Source organism: Geodermatophilus tzadiensis, from assembly GCF_003002915.1.
Lineage (GTDB): Bacteria > Actinomycetota > Actinomycetes > Mycobacteriales > Geodermatophilaceae > Geodermatophilus > Geodermatophilus tzadiensis.
Window position 1 is genome coordinate 189,199 of sequence record NZ_PVTG01000001.1, and the last position, 15,268, is coordinate 204,466.

Sequence of the window (15,268 nt, forward strand, 5' to 3'; positions counted from 1 at the left end):
GATTCCCTAGCCGCGGAGGTCCCTGCGGGCGTAGCCGGCGAGCCCGGCGGCGGCCAGCGCCAGCGCGACGACCACCATGCCGACGGCGCCGGCGACGTCCAGCGGCTCGGCGGGCACCGCGGCCAGGTGCGCGAACGGCGAGAGCCCGCGGACCCACGCGGGCCAGCCGAAGCTGTCGGCGAGCACCAGCAGCAGGTAGCCCCCGGCCGCGGGGAGGACGCCGACGGGCAGCACCGCCGAGGGCGCCCACCCCAGGGCCAGCAGCGCGGCGCCCAGGCACAGCAGCGCGACGGGCAGCACCGACAGCGCCCCGCCCAGGGCCGCGCCGGGTCCGAGGCCGGCCCCCACCCACGACGCACCGGCCCAGGTGGCCACCCCGGCGGCGGCCGCGACGAGCACCGCGCCGGCGGCGGCCACCGCGGCCTCCCAGCCGGCCCACCGCACCCGACCGACCGGCCGGGAGTACAGCAGCGTGAGCCGGGACGCCGTCTCGTCGGCCGCGAGCGCGGCCACCCGCGCCGCGGCGAAGGCGCCCACGGGCACCGCCAGCAGGCCGAACAGCGAGGCCGCGTAGCCCTCGACGGAGGCCAGCCGGGCGAAGCCGGCGGCGGCCGCCATCTGCGCGAAGACGGGGTTGTCGCGCAGGAAGTCGAGCATCGCGGTGGCCAGCAGGCCGATGAGCAGGAAGTAGGCGGCCACGCCCAGCGACCAGGTCGCCGCCGGCCGCCGGGTCCGCTGCACCGCGAGCCCGGGCAGCGAGCGCAGCAGCCGGCTCGGAGGGCGCGCCCGGTCCCGGCCGCGCCACCGGCCGGTGCCGACGTCGCGGGCCCCGGCCAGGACGGCGGCCAGGACGGCCGGCGCCGCGACCAGCACGCCCAGGACGAGCAGGGGCGCCCAGCGGTCGTGCGCGTAGGGGGCGACCCGGCCGAGCAGGCCGAACGGGCTGAGCCACTGCAGCCAGGACAGCGCCGGCACCCCGTCGCCGACCATCCGCGCCAGCAGCCCCGCGAGCAGGACGGCGACGGCGAGGCCCGACGCGGCGCGACGCTCGGTCAGCAGCTGGCCGGTGAGCACGCCGAGCGCGCCACCGGCCATGGCGGTGCCGCCGACGAGCGCGCCGAAGAGCACCGCCCCGGGCACCGCCGTCCCCGCCGCCCACACGCCCGCGGTGACGGCGACGCCCACGACGGCGCCCGCGCCGAGCAGGACGTCGAGCGCGGTGCGGACGAGCGTGACCTGCCGGACCCGGCCGGCGAGCAGCAGGTCGGCCCGCCCGGACTCCTCCTCGCCGCGGGTCACCCGCGTGCCGGCGAGCGCGGCCCACACCCCGGCCAGCACGGCGACCACGGTGCCGGTGCGCCAGACGGTGAAGCCGCCGGGGTCGTCGAGCGCGAGGGGCGGGCCGAACAGCGTGCGGATCGCCGGGTTCTCCGCCAGGGCGGTGAGCGAGCCGACGCCGATCGCGCCGCTGACGGTCGACGCGTACTCGTGCGCCACGAAGGCGGTCAGCCCGCCGGAGAGCACCGCGACGACCACCGTCCCCCGGCGCACCTGGCGCACGACGGCCCGCCGGACCGCCGTCGCCGGGTGGGCGGGTGCGGGCGGCCGCCCGGTGCCGGTGGCAGGCGCGCGCGGCGGCGTCCGGGTGGTCACGCCGCGGCCCGCCCGTAGTAGTCGAGGAAGATCTCCTCGAGCGAGGGCTCGCGGACGTCGAGGCGCAGCACGTCGGCCCCGCCGAGGGCGCGCAGCACCGGGCCGGGCGGGCCGGTCAGGGCGAGGGTGACCTCCAGCGGCGTCGTCCAGCGGACGTCGGCCACCCCGGGCAGCCCGGCCAGCCGCTCCAGCTCCGGCGCCGGCCGGGCGAGTGACACGGTGACCTCCGAGCGGCGCAGCCGGCGCAGCTCGGCCAGCCCCGCCACCTCGACCAGGCGGCCGGCGCGGAGGATGCCCACCCGCGTGCACACCGCCTCGACCTCGGCCAGGGCGTGCGAGCTGAGGAACACCGTCTGCCCCCGCTCGGCGGCCTCGGCGAGGCAGCGGCGGAACTCCCGCTCCATGAGCGGGTCGAGGCCGCTGGTCGGCTCGTCGAGCACGAGCAGGGGCGCCCGGGTGGCGAAGGCGGCGACGAGGGCGACCTTCTGCCGGTTGCCGGTGGAGTAGGTCCGCGCCCGCTTGCCGACGTCGAGGGCGAACCGCTCGACGAGCTCGTCGCGGTAGCCGCGGTCGGTGCCCGGCCCCACGCCGGCCAGCAGCTCGAGGCACTCCTGCCCGGTGAGCGAGGGCCACAGCGCGACGTCGGCCGGCACGTACGCCAGGTGCCGGTGGGCCCGCTCGACGTCGCCGGCCGGGTCGCCGAAGACCTCCGCGCGGCCGGTGGTCGGCCGCAGCAGGCCCAGCAGCAGCCGGATGGTGGTGGACTTGCCGGCCCCGTTGGGACCCAGGAAGCCGAAGACCTCCCCGGCGGGGACGGCCAGCGAGAGGTCCGTGACGGCCGCGGTGGCGCCGAAGCGCTTGCCGAGGGAGTCGAGGAGGACGGGGGTGGCGGACTCGGCCATGGCACTCCGATCGGCGCCGCCGGGATCACGACCGCCGACCGGGCTCCCCGGTGCACCGGCCGCGGAGCGTAGTCCGCCCGGCGGACCGGTGGCAGGCCCTCGACCCCGCCGTCAGGGGAACGGCCAGGCGTTCCTCGTGCAGCCGTCGAGGCCCAGCGTCTGCTGCTGCATGACCGGGGCGAGCTGCCCCGGTCCCGGGCAGTCCTCGTGGCCGTTGCCCAGCGCGTGCCCGACCTCGTGGTTGACCACGTACTGGCGGTAGGTGGCGACGTCGCCGTCGTAGTGCGGGACGGCGGTGGCCCAGCGGGCCAGGTTGATCACGGCGCGCTCGCCGTAGCGGCAGGAGGTGTAGCCGCCGGTGCCCACGCCCGGGCAGTAGCGCTCCATGCTGCCGGGGCTGACCAGGCTGACCCGGAACTCGTAGCCGCCGGCCTCGGCCGTGTCCACGCGCTGGAAGGACATCCGGCCGCCGCTGCCCCAGGAGCGCGGGTCGCCGAGGGTCGCCTCGACCGCGGCGGCGAACGCGGGGCCGTCGACGCCGATGCCGTCCTCCACCTCGACGACGAAGCGCTGCAGCGGGCCGCTGCCGTAGACGGCGGAGCTGCCGGGGACGACCGAGACGCTCCCGGCGCCCTGCTCGACGTAGGCCGTGGCGGCCGTGGCCGGGGGCAGGTCGGTCGGTCCGGCGTCGCCCTCGGCCGGTGCGGTGGGAGGTGCGGCCGGGCTGCTCGCCGGCGGCTCGACGGCGGCCGACGGGGTGTCCGCCGCCCGGCTCCCGGTCACGGCCGAGGCCGACGCCGGCTGCCCGCTCCGGCCGGTGGACACCAGGTCGACCAGCGCCAGCACGGTGGCGACGGCGAGCAGCGGGATGGCGTAGGCCCGCCAGCCGTACCGGGCGACGAACCGGCGCACCCGCCCGACGGGACGGTGCCGCGGCAGGGGGTGCGGCAGCGGGTGCGGGCCGGTCGCCGGACGGCGCGGGCTGTCGGCGAGGGGGTCGCGGCGGGCCACCAGCGGGCCGGTCGGGCGGTGCCCCCCGGTCGCCGACGGCGACCGGCCCGGACCGGGCGCCGCACGCGGGGCGCCCCGCGGCGGGGGCGGCGGCACGCGGGGCAGGCCGCGCACCGGCTGCGGACCCCGGTCGCCCCCGGGCGGGAGAGCAGCCACGGGCACGCCTCCTCCCCGGATCGGGTGGCCGGGCCCGGCCGCGTCGCGACGCGCGGCCCCGGGCCGTGACCGCGCGTCGGGGGTCAGGTTCTCACGGTCGTCGCGGCGACCCACCGACCCGCCCACGCGCGTCGCGTCAGCCCGCGGCGCGCCCCGCCCCGGCGCCGGTCCCCGCGTCCTGCGGGGCGCCGTCGGCGGCCGCGTCCTCCAGCAGGCCGAGCACCGCGCGTGCGGTCGGCTCCGGGGCCTCGAGCATCGCCACGTGGCCGACGCCCTCGAGCACGAGCAGCCGTGCGCCCGGCACGGTCGCGGCCAGCCGCGGGGCCAACCGGGGGTCGACCAGACGGTCGCGGTCGCCCCACACCACCAGCGTCGGCACCCGCAGCAGCCGCGCCAGCCGCCAGGCGTTGGCCCGCCCCAACCGCAGGTAGGAGGTGATCAGGCCGCGCATGCTGCGCACCAGCGCCCGGTTGGCCCAGGCCTGCGCCGCCCGCTCGCGGACCTCCTCGACCGCGGCGTCGATGCGCTCGCGCGGCACCCGCGCCGGGTCGCCGAAGCACATCTGCAGCATCCCGCGCACCGACTGCTCCGGGCTGACCCCGGCCAGCCGCTTCTCGGCCAGCGACGGGACGCCCGGCAGCAGGACCAGCAGCAGCGCGCGGCCGAAGGCCTGGGGCACGCGGTAGACCGGCACGGCCGGCGACACCAGCGTCAGCGAGGCCACGAGGTCGGGCCGCCGGGCGGCGACCAGCAGGGTCACCAGCCCGCCCAGGCTGTTGCCGAGCAGGTGCACCGGCCGCCCCTGCGCCTCCCCGGGCCGGGCCCGCACGTGCTCGAGCACCTCGACGACGGCGCGCACGTGCCCGCGGACGGAGTACGAGCCGCTCGACGGCGGCGCGGAGCGCCCGAAGCCGGGCAGGTCCACCGCCCAGCCCTCGCAGCGCACCGCCAGCAGCGCGGCGAGGTCGGTCCAGTTGGTCGAGGCACCGCCGAGGCCGTGCACGTAGAGCGCCCGCTCCCGCGGGGCACCGGGCCGACCGGCCCACGGGGTGCTGCGCACGAAGACCGTGCCGCCCTCGACCGGCAGCTCCTCGCCCGGCCACGGCGGCGGCGGGGGGTCGGTCGCCGGCAGGGGCGCCGAGGAGAGACGGGCGGTGGACGACGGCGCGACCGTCGGGGGCGCCGGGACTCGGCGCGTGCGCGTGCGGGCGGCCTCGGGCACGACGGCGACGGTAGGCCACCCGGTGCCGGGCGTGCGCGGGGGGAACCCGCCGGTAACATCCCCGGCGCCATGCAGACCTCCCGCCCGGTCCCCGTCCGCCGCACCTCGCGGCTGCCCCGCGGCGCCCGGCGCCTCCAGCTGCTGCAGGCCGCGCAGGAGGTCTTCGTCGCGCAGGGGTTCCACGCCGCCGCGATGGACGACATCGCCGACCGCGCCGGCGTCAGCAAGCCCGTGCTCTACCAGCACTTCCCCGGCAAGCGGGAGCTGTACCTGGCGCTGCTCGAGCAGCAGGTCACCGAGCTCACCGACCGGGTGCGCGACGCGATGGCCGGCACCGAGGACAACCGGACGCGGGTGCACGGCGCGGTGGGCGCCTACTTCGACTTCATCGACGCCGAGGGCGGGGCCTTCCGGCTGGTCTTCGAGTCCGACCTGCGCAACGACGACGACGTCCGGGCGCTCGTCGACCGGGGCAACCGCGCCTGCGTCGAGGCGATCGCCGAGGTCATCGCCGGCGACACCGGCAGCCCGCCGGAGCAGGCGCACCTGCTGGCCTCCGGGATGACCGGGCTGGCCGAGACCAGCGCCCGGTGGTGGCTGGCGCAGAAGGGCACCGTGTCGCGCGACGAGGCGGTGTCGCTCATGTCGGCGCTGGCCTGGCGCGGCATCTCCCGCTTCCCGCGGGTCGAGGGAGAGCCGGCCGGGAGCTGAGCCGCGCGTTCGCTGTCGGCGCACCGCCGCGGCGGGGCCGCCCGCCCGGCGCTGGACTAGCGTGGTCGGCAGCCGTGCAACCCGAGGAGGCATCCCGAGTGGAAGTCAAGATCGGTGTCCAGCACTCCCCCCGGGAGCTGGTCGTCGACAGCCCGAAGACCCCTGACGAGATCGCTGCCGACGTGGCCAAGGCCGTGTCCGGCGCCACGAAGGACGGGCTGTTGACCCTGGAGGACGAGCGCGGCCGCCGCGTGATCGTCCCGGTCGACCGCATCGCCTACGTGGAGATCGCCCAGGCCGACCAGCGCCGCGTGGGCTTCGTCGCCGGCTCCGCCTGAGCAACGACCCCTCGACGGGCGTCCCCGCCACCGCGGGGGCGCCCGTCGTCGTTCGCGGGCCGGACCGTCCACCGGCCCCGGTGCAGGGGCCCGCGCCGAGCTCCCGAGGCGTAGCGGGCACCGGGGTCCTTCACGGGTTGAGGCCGAGGGTGCGCATCCGCTCGGTGTGCGCGGCGGTGATGCGGTCGACCAGGCGGCCGATGCCGGTGAGGTCGCCGGTGCCGGCCAGGATCAGCCGGGCCAGCTCGTCGCGCTCGGCGATGACGGCCTGCGACTGGGAGATGGCCTCCCCGACCAGGCGCCGTCCCCACAGCGCCAGCCGGCCCGCGAGCGTCGGCTGGGCGGCGATGGCCGCGCGCACCTCCCGGACGGCGAAGTCGGCGTGGCCGGTGTCGGCGAGCACCTCGAGGATCAGCGACCGGTCCGGCTCGGGCAGGAAGCCGGCGATCTCGCGGTAGAAGTCGGCCGCCAGCCCGTCGCCGACGTAGGCCTTGACCAGGCCCTCCAGCCACGTGCGCGGGTGGGTGCCCTCGTGGAAGCCGTCCAGTGCGCGGGTGAACGGGGCCATGACCGTCGACGGCTCGGCGCCCAGCTCCACCAGCCGGCGGACCAGCCGGTCGTGGTGGCCGATCTCGGCAGCGGCCATCCGGGCCAGTGCGGCGCGGCCGTCGAGGGTGGGCGCCAGCCGGGCGTCCTCGGCCAGCCGGTCGAACGCGGTCAGCTCGGCGTAGGCCAGCACGCCGAGCAGGTCGACGACGGCGCGGGTGTCGACCGTGGTCACGAGGTGCCTCCGGGGCGGGGTGGGCGCCAGGGGCGCGGGACCGGCGCTGCGCACGCCTGCCGCGCAGGATCGCACGTCCGACCCGGGAGGATGAGCCCGTGCGGCGTCCCGGCGCGCGGCGATCGGGTGCCGGCACCGCCCGCGCTACCATGGGAACAGGCGGGCCGCCAGGCACGCTGGTATCTGTGCGCTGACGAACGTCGCACGACGCACCGTGGAGCCCTCCGCGGCACACCGGGTGCGTCCCCGGGGGTCCCCCGGTCCGCTGGCCGCGTCGGCGCTGGAACGCACTCCCGCGACACCCGACCGCGGAGCGCCCGGACGGCGAGGCCGTCCGCCTGCCGCTCCCCCAGCAGACCAGAGGCGAGACCACTGACCTCCACCGAGAACACCCCCACCACCCCCGAGCTCGAGCACGCCGAGACCGGCGCCCCGGCCCCCGAGCAGGTCGAGCAGACCGTCGAGCAGCTCGGCGGCGCCCCCGTCGAGGAGACCGCGCCGCTGTTCAGCGACTTCGACGTCCACCCCGACGTCGTCGCCGCGCTGGCCGAGGCCGGGATCACCCGCACCTTCGCCATCCAGGAGCTCACCCTCCCGCTGGCGCTCGCCGGCCACGACCTCATCGGGCAGGCCCGCACCGGCACCGGCAAGACCCTCGGCTTCGGCGTCCCGATGCTGCAGCGCGTCGTGCCGCCGGCCGAGGGCGGGGACGGCGTCCCGCAGGCGCTGGTCGTCGTCCCCACCCGCGAGCTGTGCGTGCAGGTCGCCCGCGACCTGTCCACCGCGGGCAAGAAGCGCGGCACCCGCGTGCAGGCCATCTACGGCGGCCGCGCCTACGAGCCGCAGGTCCAGGCGCTGCAGGGCGGCGTCGAGATCGTCGTCGGCACGCCCGGGCGGCTGCTCGACCTCGCCGAGCAGGGCCACCTGATCCTCGGCAAGGTCGAGGTGCTCGTCCTCGACGAGGCCGACGAGATGCTCGACCTGGGCTTCCTGCCCGACATCGAGCGGATCCTCGGCATGGTCCCGACGCAGCGGCAGACGATGCTGTTCTCGGCCACCATGCCCGGCCCGATCGTCACCCTGTCGCGGTCGTTCATGACCCAGCCGACGCACATCCGGGCGCACGGCAACGACGAGGGCTCGACCGTCCCGCAGACCACCCAGTTCGTCTACCGGGCGCACAACCTCGACAAGCCCGAGCTGCTCTCCCGCGTGCTGCAGGCCCGCGACCGCGGCCTGGTGATGGTCTTCTGCCGCACCAAGCGCACCGCGCAGAAGGTCGCCGACGAGCTCGTCGACCGCGGGTTCGCGGCTGCCGCGGTGCACGGCGACCTCGGCCAGGGCGCCCGCGAGCAGGCGCTGCGTGCCTTCCGCAGCGGGAAGGTCGACGTCCTGGTCGCCACCGACGTCGCCGCCCGCGGCATCGACGTCACCGGCGTCAGCCACGTCGTGAACTACCAGTGCCCCGAGGACGAGAAGACCTACGTGCACCGGATCGGCCGCACCGGCCGCGCCGGGAGCACCGGTGTCGCAGTCACGCTGGTCGACTGGGACGACATCCCCCGGTGGCAGCTGATCAACAAGGCGCTCGACCTCGACTTCGCCGACCCGCCGGAGACCTACTCCACCTCCCCGTGGGTCTACACCGACCTCGACGTGCCCGAGGGCGCCACCGGCCGGCTGCCGCGGGCGCAGCGGACCCGCGAGGGTCTGGACGCCGAGACGCTCGAGGACCTCGGCGAGACCGGCAAGAAGTCCAGGGGCGGAGGCCGCGGCCCCGCCCGCGAGGAGGCCCGCGAGGACGCCGAGCGGCCCGCCCGCTCGCGCAACCGCCGCCGCACCCGCGGGGCGGGCCCGGCTGCCGAGGGCGCCGCCGCCGCCGAGGGTGCCGCTGCCGGGGACGCTCCCGAGGCCCCGGCCGCCGACGCCGCCGCCGGTGAGGACGCCCCGGGCAAGCCGCGTCGCCGTCGCCGTCGCCGCGGTGGCGCCAGGCGCGGCGGAGGCGCCGACGCCGGTGCCGCCGAGGGCTCCGGCAGCGACACCGGCAGCGGCACCGGCAACGACTCGGACGGCTCCGAGTCCGCCGCCTAGTCCGGCCGATGCGCCCTCCGCCGCTGCGGGTGTGGGTCTGGACGGCGGCCACGCTCGCGCTGGTCGTCGTCGCCACCCTGCTGTGGCGGGGGTCGAGCGTCGCCGCGACCGACAGCACCACCGCGCCGGAGGCGGCCGTCCCCGACGCCGCCCCCGCCGCGGAGCTGACCGAGGCGTGGACGGCGGAGGCCGGCGCCCCGCTGCCCCGCCGGGTCGTCGAGGGCGGCCGGGTGCTGGTGACCGACGAGCACGGGTTCGCCGCCCTCGACCCGGTCACCGGCGAGGAGGCGTGGCACTACCGGCGCGGGGACGCGCGGCTGTGCGACGCGACCGCGGTCGACGGGCTCGTCGTCGCGGTGTTCCGCACCGCCGACCGCTGCGACGAGGCGCTCGCGCTCACCGCGGCCACCGGCGTGCGGGCCTGGACCCGCAACCTGAGCCTGCGCGGCGACGCCACGCTGTCGGGCACCGACCAGGTCGTGCTGGCCGCCGGCCCCACCGGCGTCGTGGTCCTCGACCCGGTGGGCGACAACGTCCGCTGGCGCTACAACCCGCCGGAGGGCTGCCGGCTGCTCGGCTCCGACGTCGGCAGCGCCGGCGTGGCGGTGCTGCAGCGCTGCCCGGGCACCGCCGCGCTCCAGCTGCGCCTCTTCGACGGCTTCTCCGGGCAGGCGCGGTGGACCCGCGACGTCGCCGTCCCCGCGGACGGCACGGTGCGGCTGACCGGCGCCGACCGGCTCGTCGGCGTCGTCGCCGGCGACACCCTCCTGCTGTCCCGGGCCGACGACGGCGCGGCGCTGGAGGAGCTGCCGCTGCCCGCGGCCACCGACGACCCCGGCACGGAGCTGCTGCACCAGGCCGGCGCCGGCGACCTCGCGCTGGTCTGGGCACGCGGCACCGTGTGGGCGCTCGACCGCGGCACCGGCGCACCCCGGTGGCAGCTGCCCGCCCTCGGCCTGCCCTCCAGCAGCGACGAGACCGACGCCGCGACGGTGTGGGTGCCCGAGGAGGGCGGCTTCGTGCAGCGCGACCTCGCCACCGGCGCCGAGGTGGGCCGCTCGGCGGCCGGCGGGCTCGTCCCCGGCGGGCGCACCGCCGTCGTCGGCCCGGCGCTCGTCTACCGCCTGCCCGACAGGGTGACCGGGTACCGCTGACTCCCCGCCGCGGCGGCGCGGACGGCTCTCGCGCGGTTGACTGGGAGCCATGGTGCTGCCCGGGAGCCCCGAGACCCCCGACCGTCCCGCGCCCGTCCTCGCCGTCGCCCCCGACGACCTGCGCCAGCTCGCCGACCACGACGCGACCCCCCGCACGCTCCCCGGCCGGGCCGGGCCGCTGGCCGCGCTCGACACCGGCGGCCCCGGCCCCAGCGGCACCGTGCTCATGGTCGCCGGCTACACCGGCAGCAAGGAGGACTTCGCCCCGCTGCTCGCCCCGCTGGCCGCCGACGGCTTCCGGGTGGTGGCGCTCGACCAGCGCGGGCAGTTCGAGTCGCCCGGGCCCGACGACCCGGCCGCCTACGCGGTGCCGGAGCTGGCCGCCGACGTCCTCGCCGTCGCGCACCTGCTGGCCGCGGAGACGGGGCTCCCGCACCTGCTCGGGCACAGCTTCGGCGGCCTGGTCGCCCGGGCCGCCGTCCTCGCCGACCCGGCCGCGTTCCGCTCGCTGACTCTGCTGGGGTCCGGGCCGGCCGCGCTGACCGGCCCGCGGGTGGAGCTGCTCGACCACCTCGGCCCGCTGCTGGACGCCGGCGGGGTGGAGCTGGTGTCGGCCACGCTCGAGCAGCTGGCGATGACCGACCCGCGGGCCCAGGCCGTCCCGGCCCCGACCCGCGCCTTCTACACCCGCCGGTTCCTCCGCAACACCGCCGCGGGGCTGCGCGGGATGGCCGACGCGATGACGACCGAACCCGACCGGGTGGCCGAGCTGGCCGCCACCGGCGTGCCGGTGCTGGTCGCCCACGGCGAGGGCGACGACGCGTGGTCACCCGCCGTGCAGGCCGACATGGCCGCACGGCTGGGCGCGCGGCACGAGGTCGTCCCGGGCGCCGTCCACTCCCCCGCCGTCGAGAACGCGCCGCACACGCTCAAGGTGCTCGAGTCGTTCTGGTCCTCCCTCCCGGCGGCCGCCCGGTGAGCGACGCCCGCTTCTCGGCCCTCGACTGGACCGACGAGGAGGACCGGCTGGGCTTCTTCGGCCCGGACAGCGTCACCTGGCGGGTGCACGCCGACCCGGTGTACAGCGTCGGCGGGCTGCGCGCGCTGCTGCTCCAGGCGCTGCACCCGGTCGCGATGGACGGCGTCGCCCGCAACTCGGTCTTCCGCGAGGAGCCCTGGCAGCGGCTGACCACCACCGCCGCCTACGTCGACACGCTGACCTTCGGCACCCGCCGGGAGGCCGTCCGCGTCGTGCGCCGGGTCCGCGGGATCCACCGCCGGCTGGGCGGCACGGAGGAGACCACCGGCCGCTCCTACCGGGTCGACGACCCCGACCTGCTGCTCTGGGTGCACTGCGCGCAGGTCGACTCGCTGCTCGACGTCGCCCGCCGCGCCGGCGTGGTCGACGACGAGGAGGCCGACCGCTACGTCGCCGAGCAGGTGACCGCCGCGGAGCTGATCGGTGTCGACGCCGCCGACGCGCCCGACTCCGTCGCCGCCCTGGCCGACTACTTCGCGCGGATGCGCCCGCAGCTGGCCGTGACGCCGGCCGCCCGCGACGCCTGGCGCTTCGTCGTCGTCCCGCCGATGCCGCGGTGGGTGCAGGTGCTCACGCCGGCCCGCCCGGCGTGGGGGTCGCTGGCCTCGCTCGCGGTGGCGACGCTGCCCCCGTGGGCGCGGCGGCTGGCGTCGCTGCCGGGGTTCGCGGTCACCGACACCGCGGCCACCGCGGCACTGCGGGCCTTCCGGACCGGCCTGCTGGCCCTGCCCGACCGCGCCCGCCTCTCGCCGATCGTGCGCGCCGGCCTCGAGCGGACGGCGGCCTAACCGCCGGCTGCCGGGGTCCCGGCCGCGTCGTCCTCGGCGAGGAAGCTCCAGGTCTCGCGCGCCGGCGTCGCCGCCTGCCCGGCCGGGCAGCTGGGCCGGAAGTCGCACCAGCCGCACTGCCGGCCGGTCACCGCGGGGAACGCCTCGTCGCGCGAGGCGCCGTCCTCCAGGGCCTGGGTGGCGGCGGCGATGTCGGCGGCGACGTCCTCGGCCCGGCGCACGTGGTTGGCCAGCGAGCGCTCGGTGTGCTCGAAGGAGGCCACCGTCCCGCTGGGCAGGTGGTGCAGCTCCACCCGGCGGCAGGGCCGGCGCAGGGTGCGCTGGACGCCGAGGACGTAGACCGCGAGTGCCGGTGACCCGCGGGCCTCGTCGTCGGTGCTCGGCACCCGGCCGGTCTTGTAGTCGACGACGACCAGCTCGTCGCCGCGCTGGTCGATGCGGTCGACCCGGCCCGACAGCGCCAGCCGCGCCGTGGTGGCCGCGACCTGCCGCTCGGTGCCGACCGGCTCGTCGCCGGGGTCGAGGTCGGTGACGTAGTCGGTCAGCCAGCCGGCCGCGCGCGCCCGCCACCGCTCGGACTGGTCGGCGTCGCGGAAGCCGGTGGGCGACCAGGCGCCGTAGAGCAGCTGCCGCGCGGCGCCGGCGGTGCGCCGGTCGCGCGGCAGCTCCCACCACGAGCGCAGCGCCGCGTGCACGGCCGAGCCGACGGAGTTGTGCGCCCACGGTGGCCCCTTAGGCGGGGTCGGGCGGTCGACGTAGGCGAACCGGTACCGGCGGGGGCAGTCGGCGAAGGTGGCGAGCTTGCTCGGCGTCGCGGGGAACAGCCGCTGGGGCATGCCCGGCATCTCCAGCTGCGCGCCTCCCACGCCGGTCACGCTAACCCGGGACACCCACGGGGCCGGTGAACGGCGCGGTGCCGGTTCCCGCGGCGAGCAGCGCGTCGTACTGCCCGGGGTCGGTGAGGCAAGCCCCGATCGGCGTCGTCTTGTTGGCGCCGTGGTGGTCGCTGGAGCCGGTGGTCAGCAGCCCGAGCTCGCCGGCCAGGCCGCGCAGGTGGTCGCGCTCGGCGGGGCTGTGGTCGGGGTGGTCGACCTCCAGGCCGAGCAGCCCGGCGCCGGCCATGGCCGCGATCGCCGCGTCGTCGACCACCCGGCCGCGCTTGGTCGCCAGGCCGTGGGCGAACACGGGCACCCCGCCGGCCTCCCGGACCAGGCGGATGCCCTCGAGCACGTCGGTGTCGGCCTTGGCCACGTAGTGGGGACTGCGGTGGGACAGCAGGTCGGCGAACGCCTGGTCGACCGACTCGACGACGCCGGCCTCGACCAGCGCCCGCGCCACGTGCGGCCGGCCGACCACCCCGCCGGCGGAGGCCTCGACGATGCGCTCCCACACCACCGGGTAGCCGGCCGCGGCCAGCGCGGTGACGATGCGCTCGCCGCGGCCGAGCCGCTCGGCCCGCAGCCGGGCGAGCTCGGCGGACAGCGCCGGGTGCGCGGGGTCGAACAGGTAGGCGAGCAGGTGCACGCTGACCGGCGGCTCGTCGGCCGGGAACCAGCGGCAGGACAGCTCCAGGCCGGGGACGACGGTCAGCCCGGCCGGCCGGGCGGCCTCCGCCGCGGCCCACCCGTCGGTGGTGTCGTGGTCGGTCAGCGCGACCACGTCGAGGCCGGCCGCCGCGGCGGTGGCCACGAGCGCGGCCGGGCTCTCGGTGCCGTCGGAGACCGCCGAGTGGGTGTGCAGGTCGATGCGCATCGGCGTCCAGCCTCCCCCAGCGCGCTCAGGCCTGCCCGGGACCGTCCTCGGGCGGGGTGCGGACGCCGGGGATGGGCTCGGTGTCGCGCCGGCCGCCGCGCTCCTCGGCGGGCTCGGGGTTGCCCTCGTCGTCGCCGCCGGCAGCGCCACCCCAGTCGCTGCCGAACAGCAGCCCGCTGACCTGGTGGTAGAGCAGGTCGGCCCGCGGCAGGAAGGTGATCTGCGACAGCGCCTGCTGCTGGCCGGCGGACTCGAAGCGGAAGGTGCCGTAGCCGAGCACCTGACCCAGCAGCGTCTCCTTCCAGGTCAGGTCGGTGATCCGGCGCAGCGGCAGCAGGGTGACGGTGCGGGCGACGATGCCCGAGGTCAGCAGCACCCGGCGGCGGGTGACGATGAAGTGCCGCATCCACCACTCGCCGGCGCGCAGCGCGAACCAGCCCAGCGCGCCGAGCACGAGGACCAGCCCGACGGTGGCGCCGGCCTCGTCGTCGGGCTCGAGGGTGAGCACCCACAGGCCGAGGAGCGCCACCGGCAGCGCCTTGGCGGCGGGCTCGAGCAGCACGGCCCAGTGCCGGCGGGTGGCGACGACGGCCCGCTCGCCGGGCAGCAGGTACTTGGCGGCGTCCTTGGCCCACCGCGGCGGGCGGCCGTCGGTCCGGCGCGCCGGGCCGGTCACGGCCCGCCTAGACGAGCGACTCGACGAAGGAGGCCAGCGACGAGGCGGCGTCCCCCAGCGCCTCGCCCGCGTTGCGCACCATCATCGCCGAGGCCTCCGGCTGCTGGATGACGTAGAAGACGACGAAGGCGACGGCCAGCCAGACGAGGAGCTTCTTCAGGTTCACCGCCACCTCCGGGGTGTCGCGCGGACCGGCGGGCAGCTGCCCGCGCGGGTCGGCCCGGAGGCCTGATCCCATGCGTAACACAGGCCCCACGGACCACCGGACGGACACGCCGGGCGGGACCCGCTGGGCAGCACCCGGCCGGGCTCACTCGCCGGGCAGGAAGTGCTCGCTGGGCGGACCCAGCGGGAGGTCGGGGTAGAGCCGGTCGCGCAGGTCGAGCAGGGTCAGCTCCTCGGCGAGCAGCCAGCCGGCCGACATCGGCCACATGACCAGCCACAGCCAGACGCCGTAGGCCTCCCCGACGAATGCGGCGCGGTCGTCGGAGGTGGGGACCGCCCACAGCGGCGCGCGCTGCCCCGCCGCCTCGACCGCCGCCGAGGACGGCCCGGTGATGACGTCGCCCGGGTCGAGTCCGGGCAGGCCCGCGTAGCCGCAGCCGACGCCCGTGCCCGGCTCCTCGGCGACCAGGACCAGCTCGGCGGACCCGCCCAGCGGCGCGGGCCCGGCGCAGCCGACCACGATCGCCCGCGCGCCCGGCTCGCCGCCCCAGGCCAGGCCGGTGACCGTCCAACCCGACGGCATCGGGTCGGGCACCCAGGCCGGGACCCGGGCGTCGGCGGTGACCGCGGCGATCGCGTCGTGCGCGATGAGCGTGGTGTGGTGCAGCGGCGTCACGGCGCCGTGCACGTGGCACCAGGCCAGCGCGGAGTCCCCCGGGCGCACGACGAGCGGCTCGCCACAGCGGGGGCAGACCGGGGAGGCGCTCATCGGATGACACCGTCCTGTCACTCGATCGGTTCGTCAAGCGGAGTCCGACGCGCCGCGGCG

The 15,268-nt window shown here is 77.7% G+C and carries 16 protein-coding genes; 6 read left to right on the forward strand and 10 right to left on the reverse strand.

Annotated features, from left to right (window positions below):
- Positions 1-6: 6 nt before the first annotated feature.
- The 4 genes from LY71_RS00900 to LY71_RS00915 all read right to left on the reverse strand — a co-directional run bounded on the left by LY71_RS00900 (position 7) and on the right by LY71_RS00915 (position 4,944).
- Positions 7-1,653: a hypothetical protein gene (locus LY71_RS00900; protein ID WP_211297078.1), complete on the reverse strand. Its 1,647-nt coding sequence runs from the start codon at positions 1,651-1,653 to the stop codon at positions 7-9.
- A complete protein-coding gene (locus LY71_RS00905) occupies positions 1,650-2,555 on the reverse strand; it encodes an ABC transporter ATP-binding protein (RefSeq protein WP_106275110.1) in 906 nt (301 codons plus the stop codon). The genes LY71_RS00900 and LY71_RS00905 overlap by 4 nt, the downstream gene beginning before the upstream one ends.
- A 111-nt stretch (positions 2,556-2,666) precedes the next feature.
- Positions 2,667-3,722 (reverse strand): DUF3152 domain-containing protein, encoded by a 1,056-nt coding sequence (locus LY71_RS00910; RefSeq protein ID WP_245887575.1) that lies wholly within the window; start codon positions 3,720-3,722, stop codon positions 2,667-2,669.
- Between the two features lie 136 nt (positions 3,723-3,858).
- A complete protein-coding gene (locus tag LY71_RS00915) occupies positions 3,859-4,944 on the reverse strand; it encodes an alpha/beta fold hydrolase (protein WP_245887576.1) in 1,086 nt (361 codons plus the stop codon).
- Between the two features lie 69 nt (positions 4,945-5,013).
- On the opposite strand from LY71_RS00915, the gene LY71_RS00920 reads away from it, so the two are divergent.
- Together LY71_RS00920 and LY71_RS00925 are read left to right on the forward strand one after the other, a co-directional pair.
- The gene (locus LY71_RS00920) at positions 5,014-5,655 is read left to right on the forward strand and encodes a TetR/AcrR family transcriptional regulator (protein WP_106275111.1); all 642 of its coding nucleotides are present in this window, start codon (positions 5,014-5,016) and stop codon (positions 5,653-5,655) included.
- Between the two features lie 98 nt (positions 5,656-5,753).
- Entirely contained in the window at positions 5,754-5,993 is a 240-nt protein-coding gene (locus LY71_RS00925; protein WP_091362592.1) for a DUF3107 domain-containing protein, read from the forward strand.
- A 130-nt stretch (positions 5,994-6,123) separates the two neighbouring features.
- Here LY71_RS00925 and LY71_RS00930 read toward each other — a convergent pair whose 3' ends face one another.
- Entirely contained in the window at positions 6,124-6,774 is a 651-nt protein-coding gene (locus tag LY71_RS00930; RefSeq protein ID WP_106275112.1) for a ferritin-like fold-containing protein, read from the reverse strand.
- A gap of 126 nt (positions 6,775-6,900) precedes the next feature.
- Between LY71_RS00930 and LY71_RS00935 the strand changes: the two genes are divergently transcribed.
- Genes LY71_RS00935 through LY71_RS00950 form a run of 4 tightly spaced genes read left to right on the forward strand, consistent with a single transcriptional unit; the run spans position 6,901 to position 11,846 of the window.
- Positions 6,901-8,865 (forward strand): DEAD/DEAH box helicase, encoded by a 1,965-nt coding sequence (locus tag LY71_RS00935; protein ID WP_245887577.1) that lies wholly within the window; start codon positions 6,901-6,903, stop codon positions 8,863-8,865.
- 8 nt (positions 8,866-8,873) lie between these two features.
- Positions 8,874-10,019 (forward strand): outer membrane protein assembly factor BamB family protein, encoded by a 1,146-nt coding sequence (locus tag LY71_RS00940; RefSeq protein ID WP_106275113.1) that lies wholly within the window; start codon positions 8,874-8,876, stop codon positions 10,017-10,019.
- Between the two features lie 49 nt (positions 10,020-10,068).
- Positions 10,069-10,998: an alpha/beta fold hydrolase gene (locus tag LY71_RS00945; protein ID WP_106275114.1), complete on the forward strand. Its 930-nt coding sequence runs from the start codon at positions 10,069-10,071 to the stop codon at positions 10,996-10,998.
- Positions 10,995-11,846 carry an oxygenase MpaB family protein gene (locus LY71_RS00950; RefSeq protein WP_106275115.1) on the forward strand — a complete coding sequence of 284 codons (852 nt, stop codon included), beginning with the start codon at positions 10,995-10,997 and terminating at the stop codon, positions 11,844-11,846. The genes LY71_RS00945 and LY71_RS00950 overlap by 4 nt, the downstream gene beginning before the upstream one ends.
- Here the strand turns inward: LY71_RS00950 and LY71_RS00955 are convergent.
- The 5 genes from LY71_RS00955 to LY71_RS00975 form a co-directional block, all read right to left on the reverse strand.
- Positions 11,843-12,712, reverse strand: coding sequence for a RecB family exonuclease (locus tag LY71_RS00955; RefSeq protein WP_245887578.1), 870 nt, complete (start codon positions 12,710-12,712; stop codon positions 11,843-11,845). The two genes, LY71_RS00950 and LY71_RS00955, sit on opposite strands and share 4 nt — an antisense overlap.
- Before the next feature lie 10 nt (positions 12,713-12,722).
- On the reverse strand, positions 12,723-13,598 hold the full coding sequence (locus LY71_RS00960) for a PHP domain-containing protein (RefSeq protein WP_106275116.1): 876 nt from the start codon (positions 13,596-13,598) through the stop codon (positions 12,723-12,725).
- Between the two features lie 25 nt (positions 13,599-13,623).
- Positions 13,624-14,274, reverse strand: coding sequence for a PH domain-containing protein (locus LY71_RS00965; protein ID WP_106275117.1), 651 nt, complete (start codon positions 14,272-14,274; stop codon positions 13,624-13,626).
- A gap of 7 nt (positions 14,275-14,281) precedes the next feature.
- Positions 14,282-14,512 carry a hypothetical protein gene (locus tag LY71_RS00970; protein ID WP_106275118.1) on the reverse strand — a complete coding sequence of 77 codons (231 nt, stop codon included), beginning with the start codon at positions 14,510-14,512 and terminating at the stop codon, positions 14,282-14,284.
- Positions 14,513-14,584: 72 nt separating this feature from the next.
- Positions 14,585-15,208, reverse strand: a complete 624-nt coding sequence (locus tag LY71_RS00975; RefSeq protein ID WP_091362608.1) for a DUF6758 family protein — start codon at positions 15,206-15,208, stop codon at positions 14,585-14,587.
- Positions 15,209-15,268 lie beyond the last annotated feature (60 nt).

Bases quoted from the DNA above. Each gene is read 5' to 3' on its own strand.
- LY71_RS00905 (WP_106275110.1), bottom strand. From the start codon at position 2,555: ATGGCCGAGTCCGCCACCCCCGTCCTCCTCGACTCCCTCGGCAAGCGC.
- LY71_RS00920 (WP_106275111.1), top strand. From the start codon at position 5,014: ATGCAGACCTCCCGCCCGGTCCCCGTCCGCCGCACCTCGCGGCTGCCC.
- LY71_RS00940 (WP_106275113.1), top strand. From the start codon at position 8,874: ATGCGCCCTCCGCCGCTGCGGGTGTGGGTCTGGACGGCGGCCACGCTC.
- LY71_RS00945 (WP_106275114.1), top strand. From the start codon at position 10,069: ATGGTGCTGCCCGGGAGCCCCGAGACCCCCGACCGTCCCGCGCCCGTC.
- LY71_RS00960 (WP_106275116.1), bottom strand. From the start codon at position 13,598: ATGCGCATCGACCTGCACACCCACTCGGCGGTCTCCGACGGCACCGAG.
- LY71_RS00970 (WP_106275118.1), bottom strand. From the start codon at position 14,512: ATGGGATCAGGCCTCCGGGCCGACCCGCGCGGGCAGCTGCCCGCCGGT.
- LY71_RS00975 (WP_091362608.1), bottom strand. From the start codon at position 15,208: ATGAGCGCCTCCCCGGTCTGCCCCCGCTGTGGCGAGCCGCTCGTCGTG.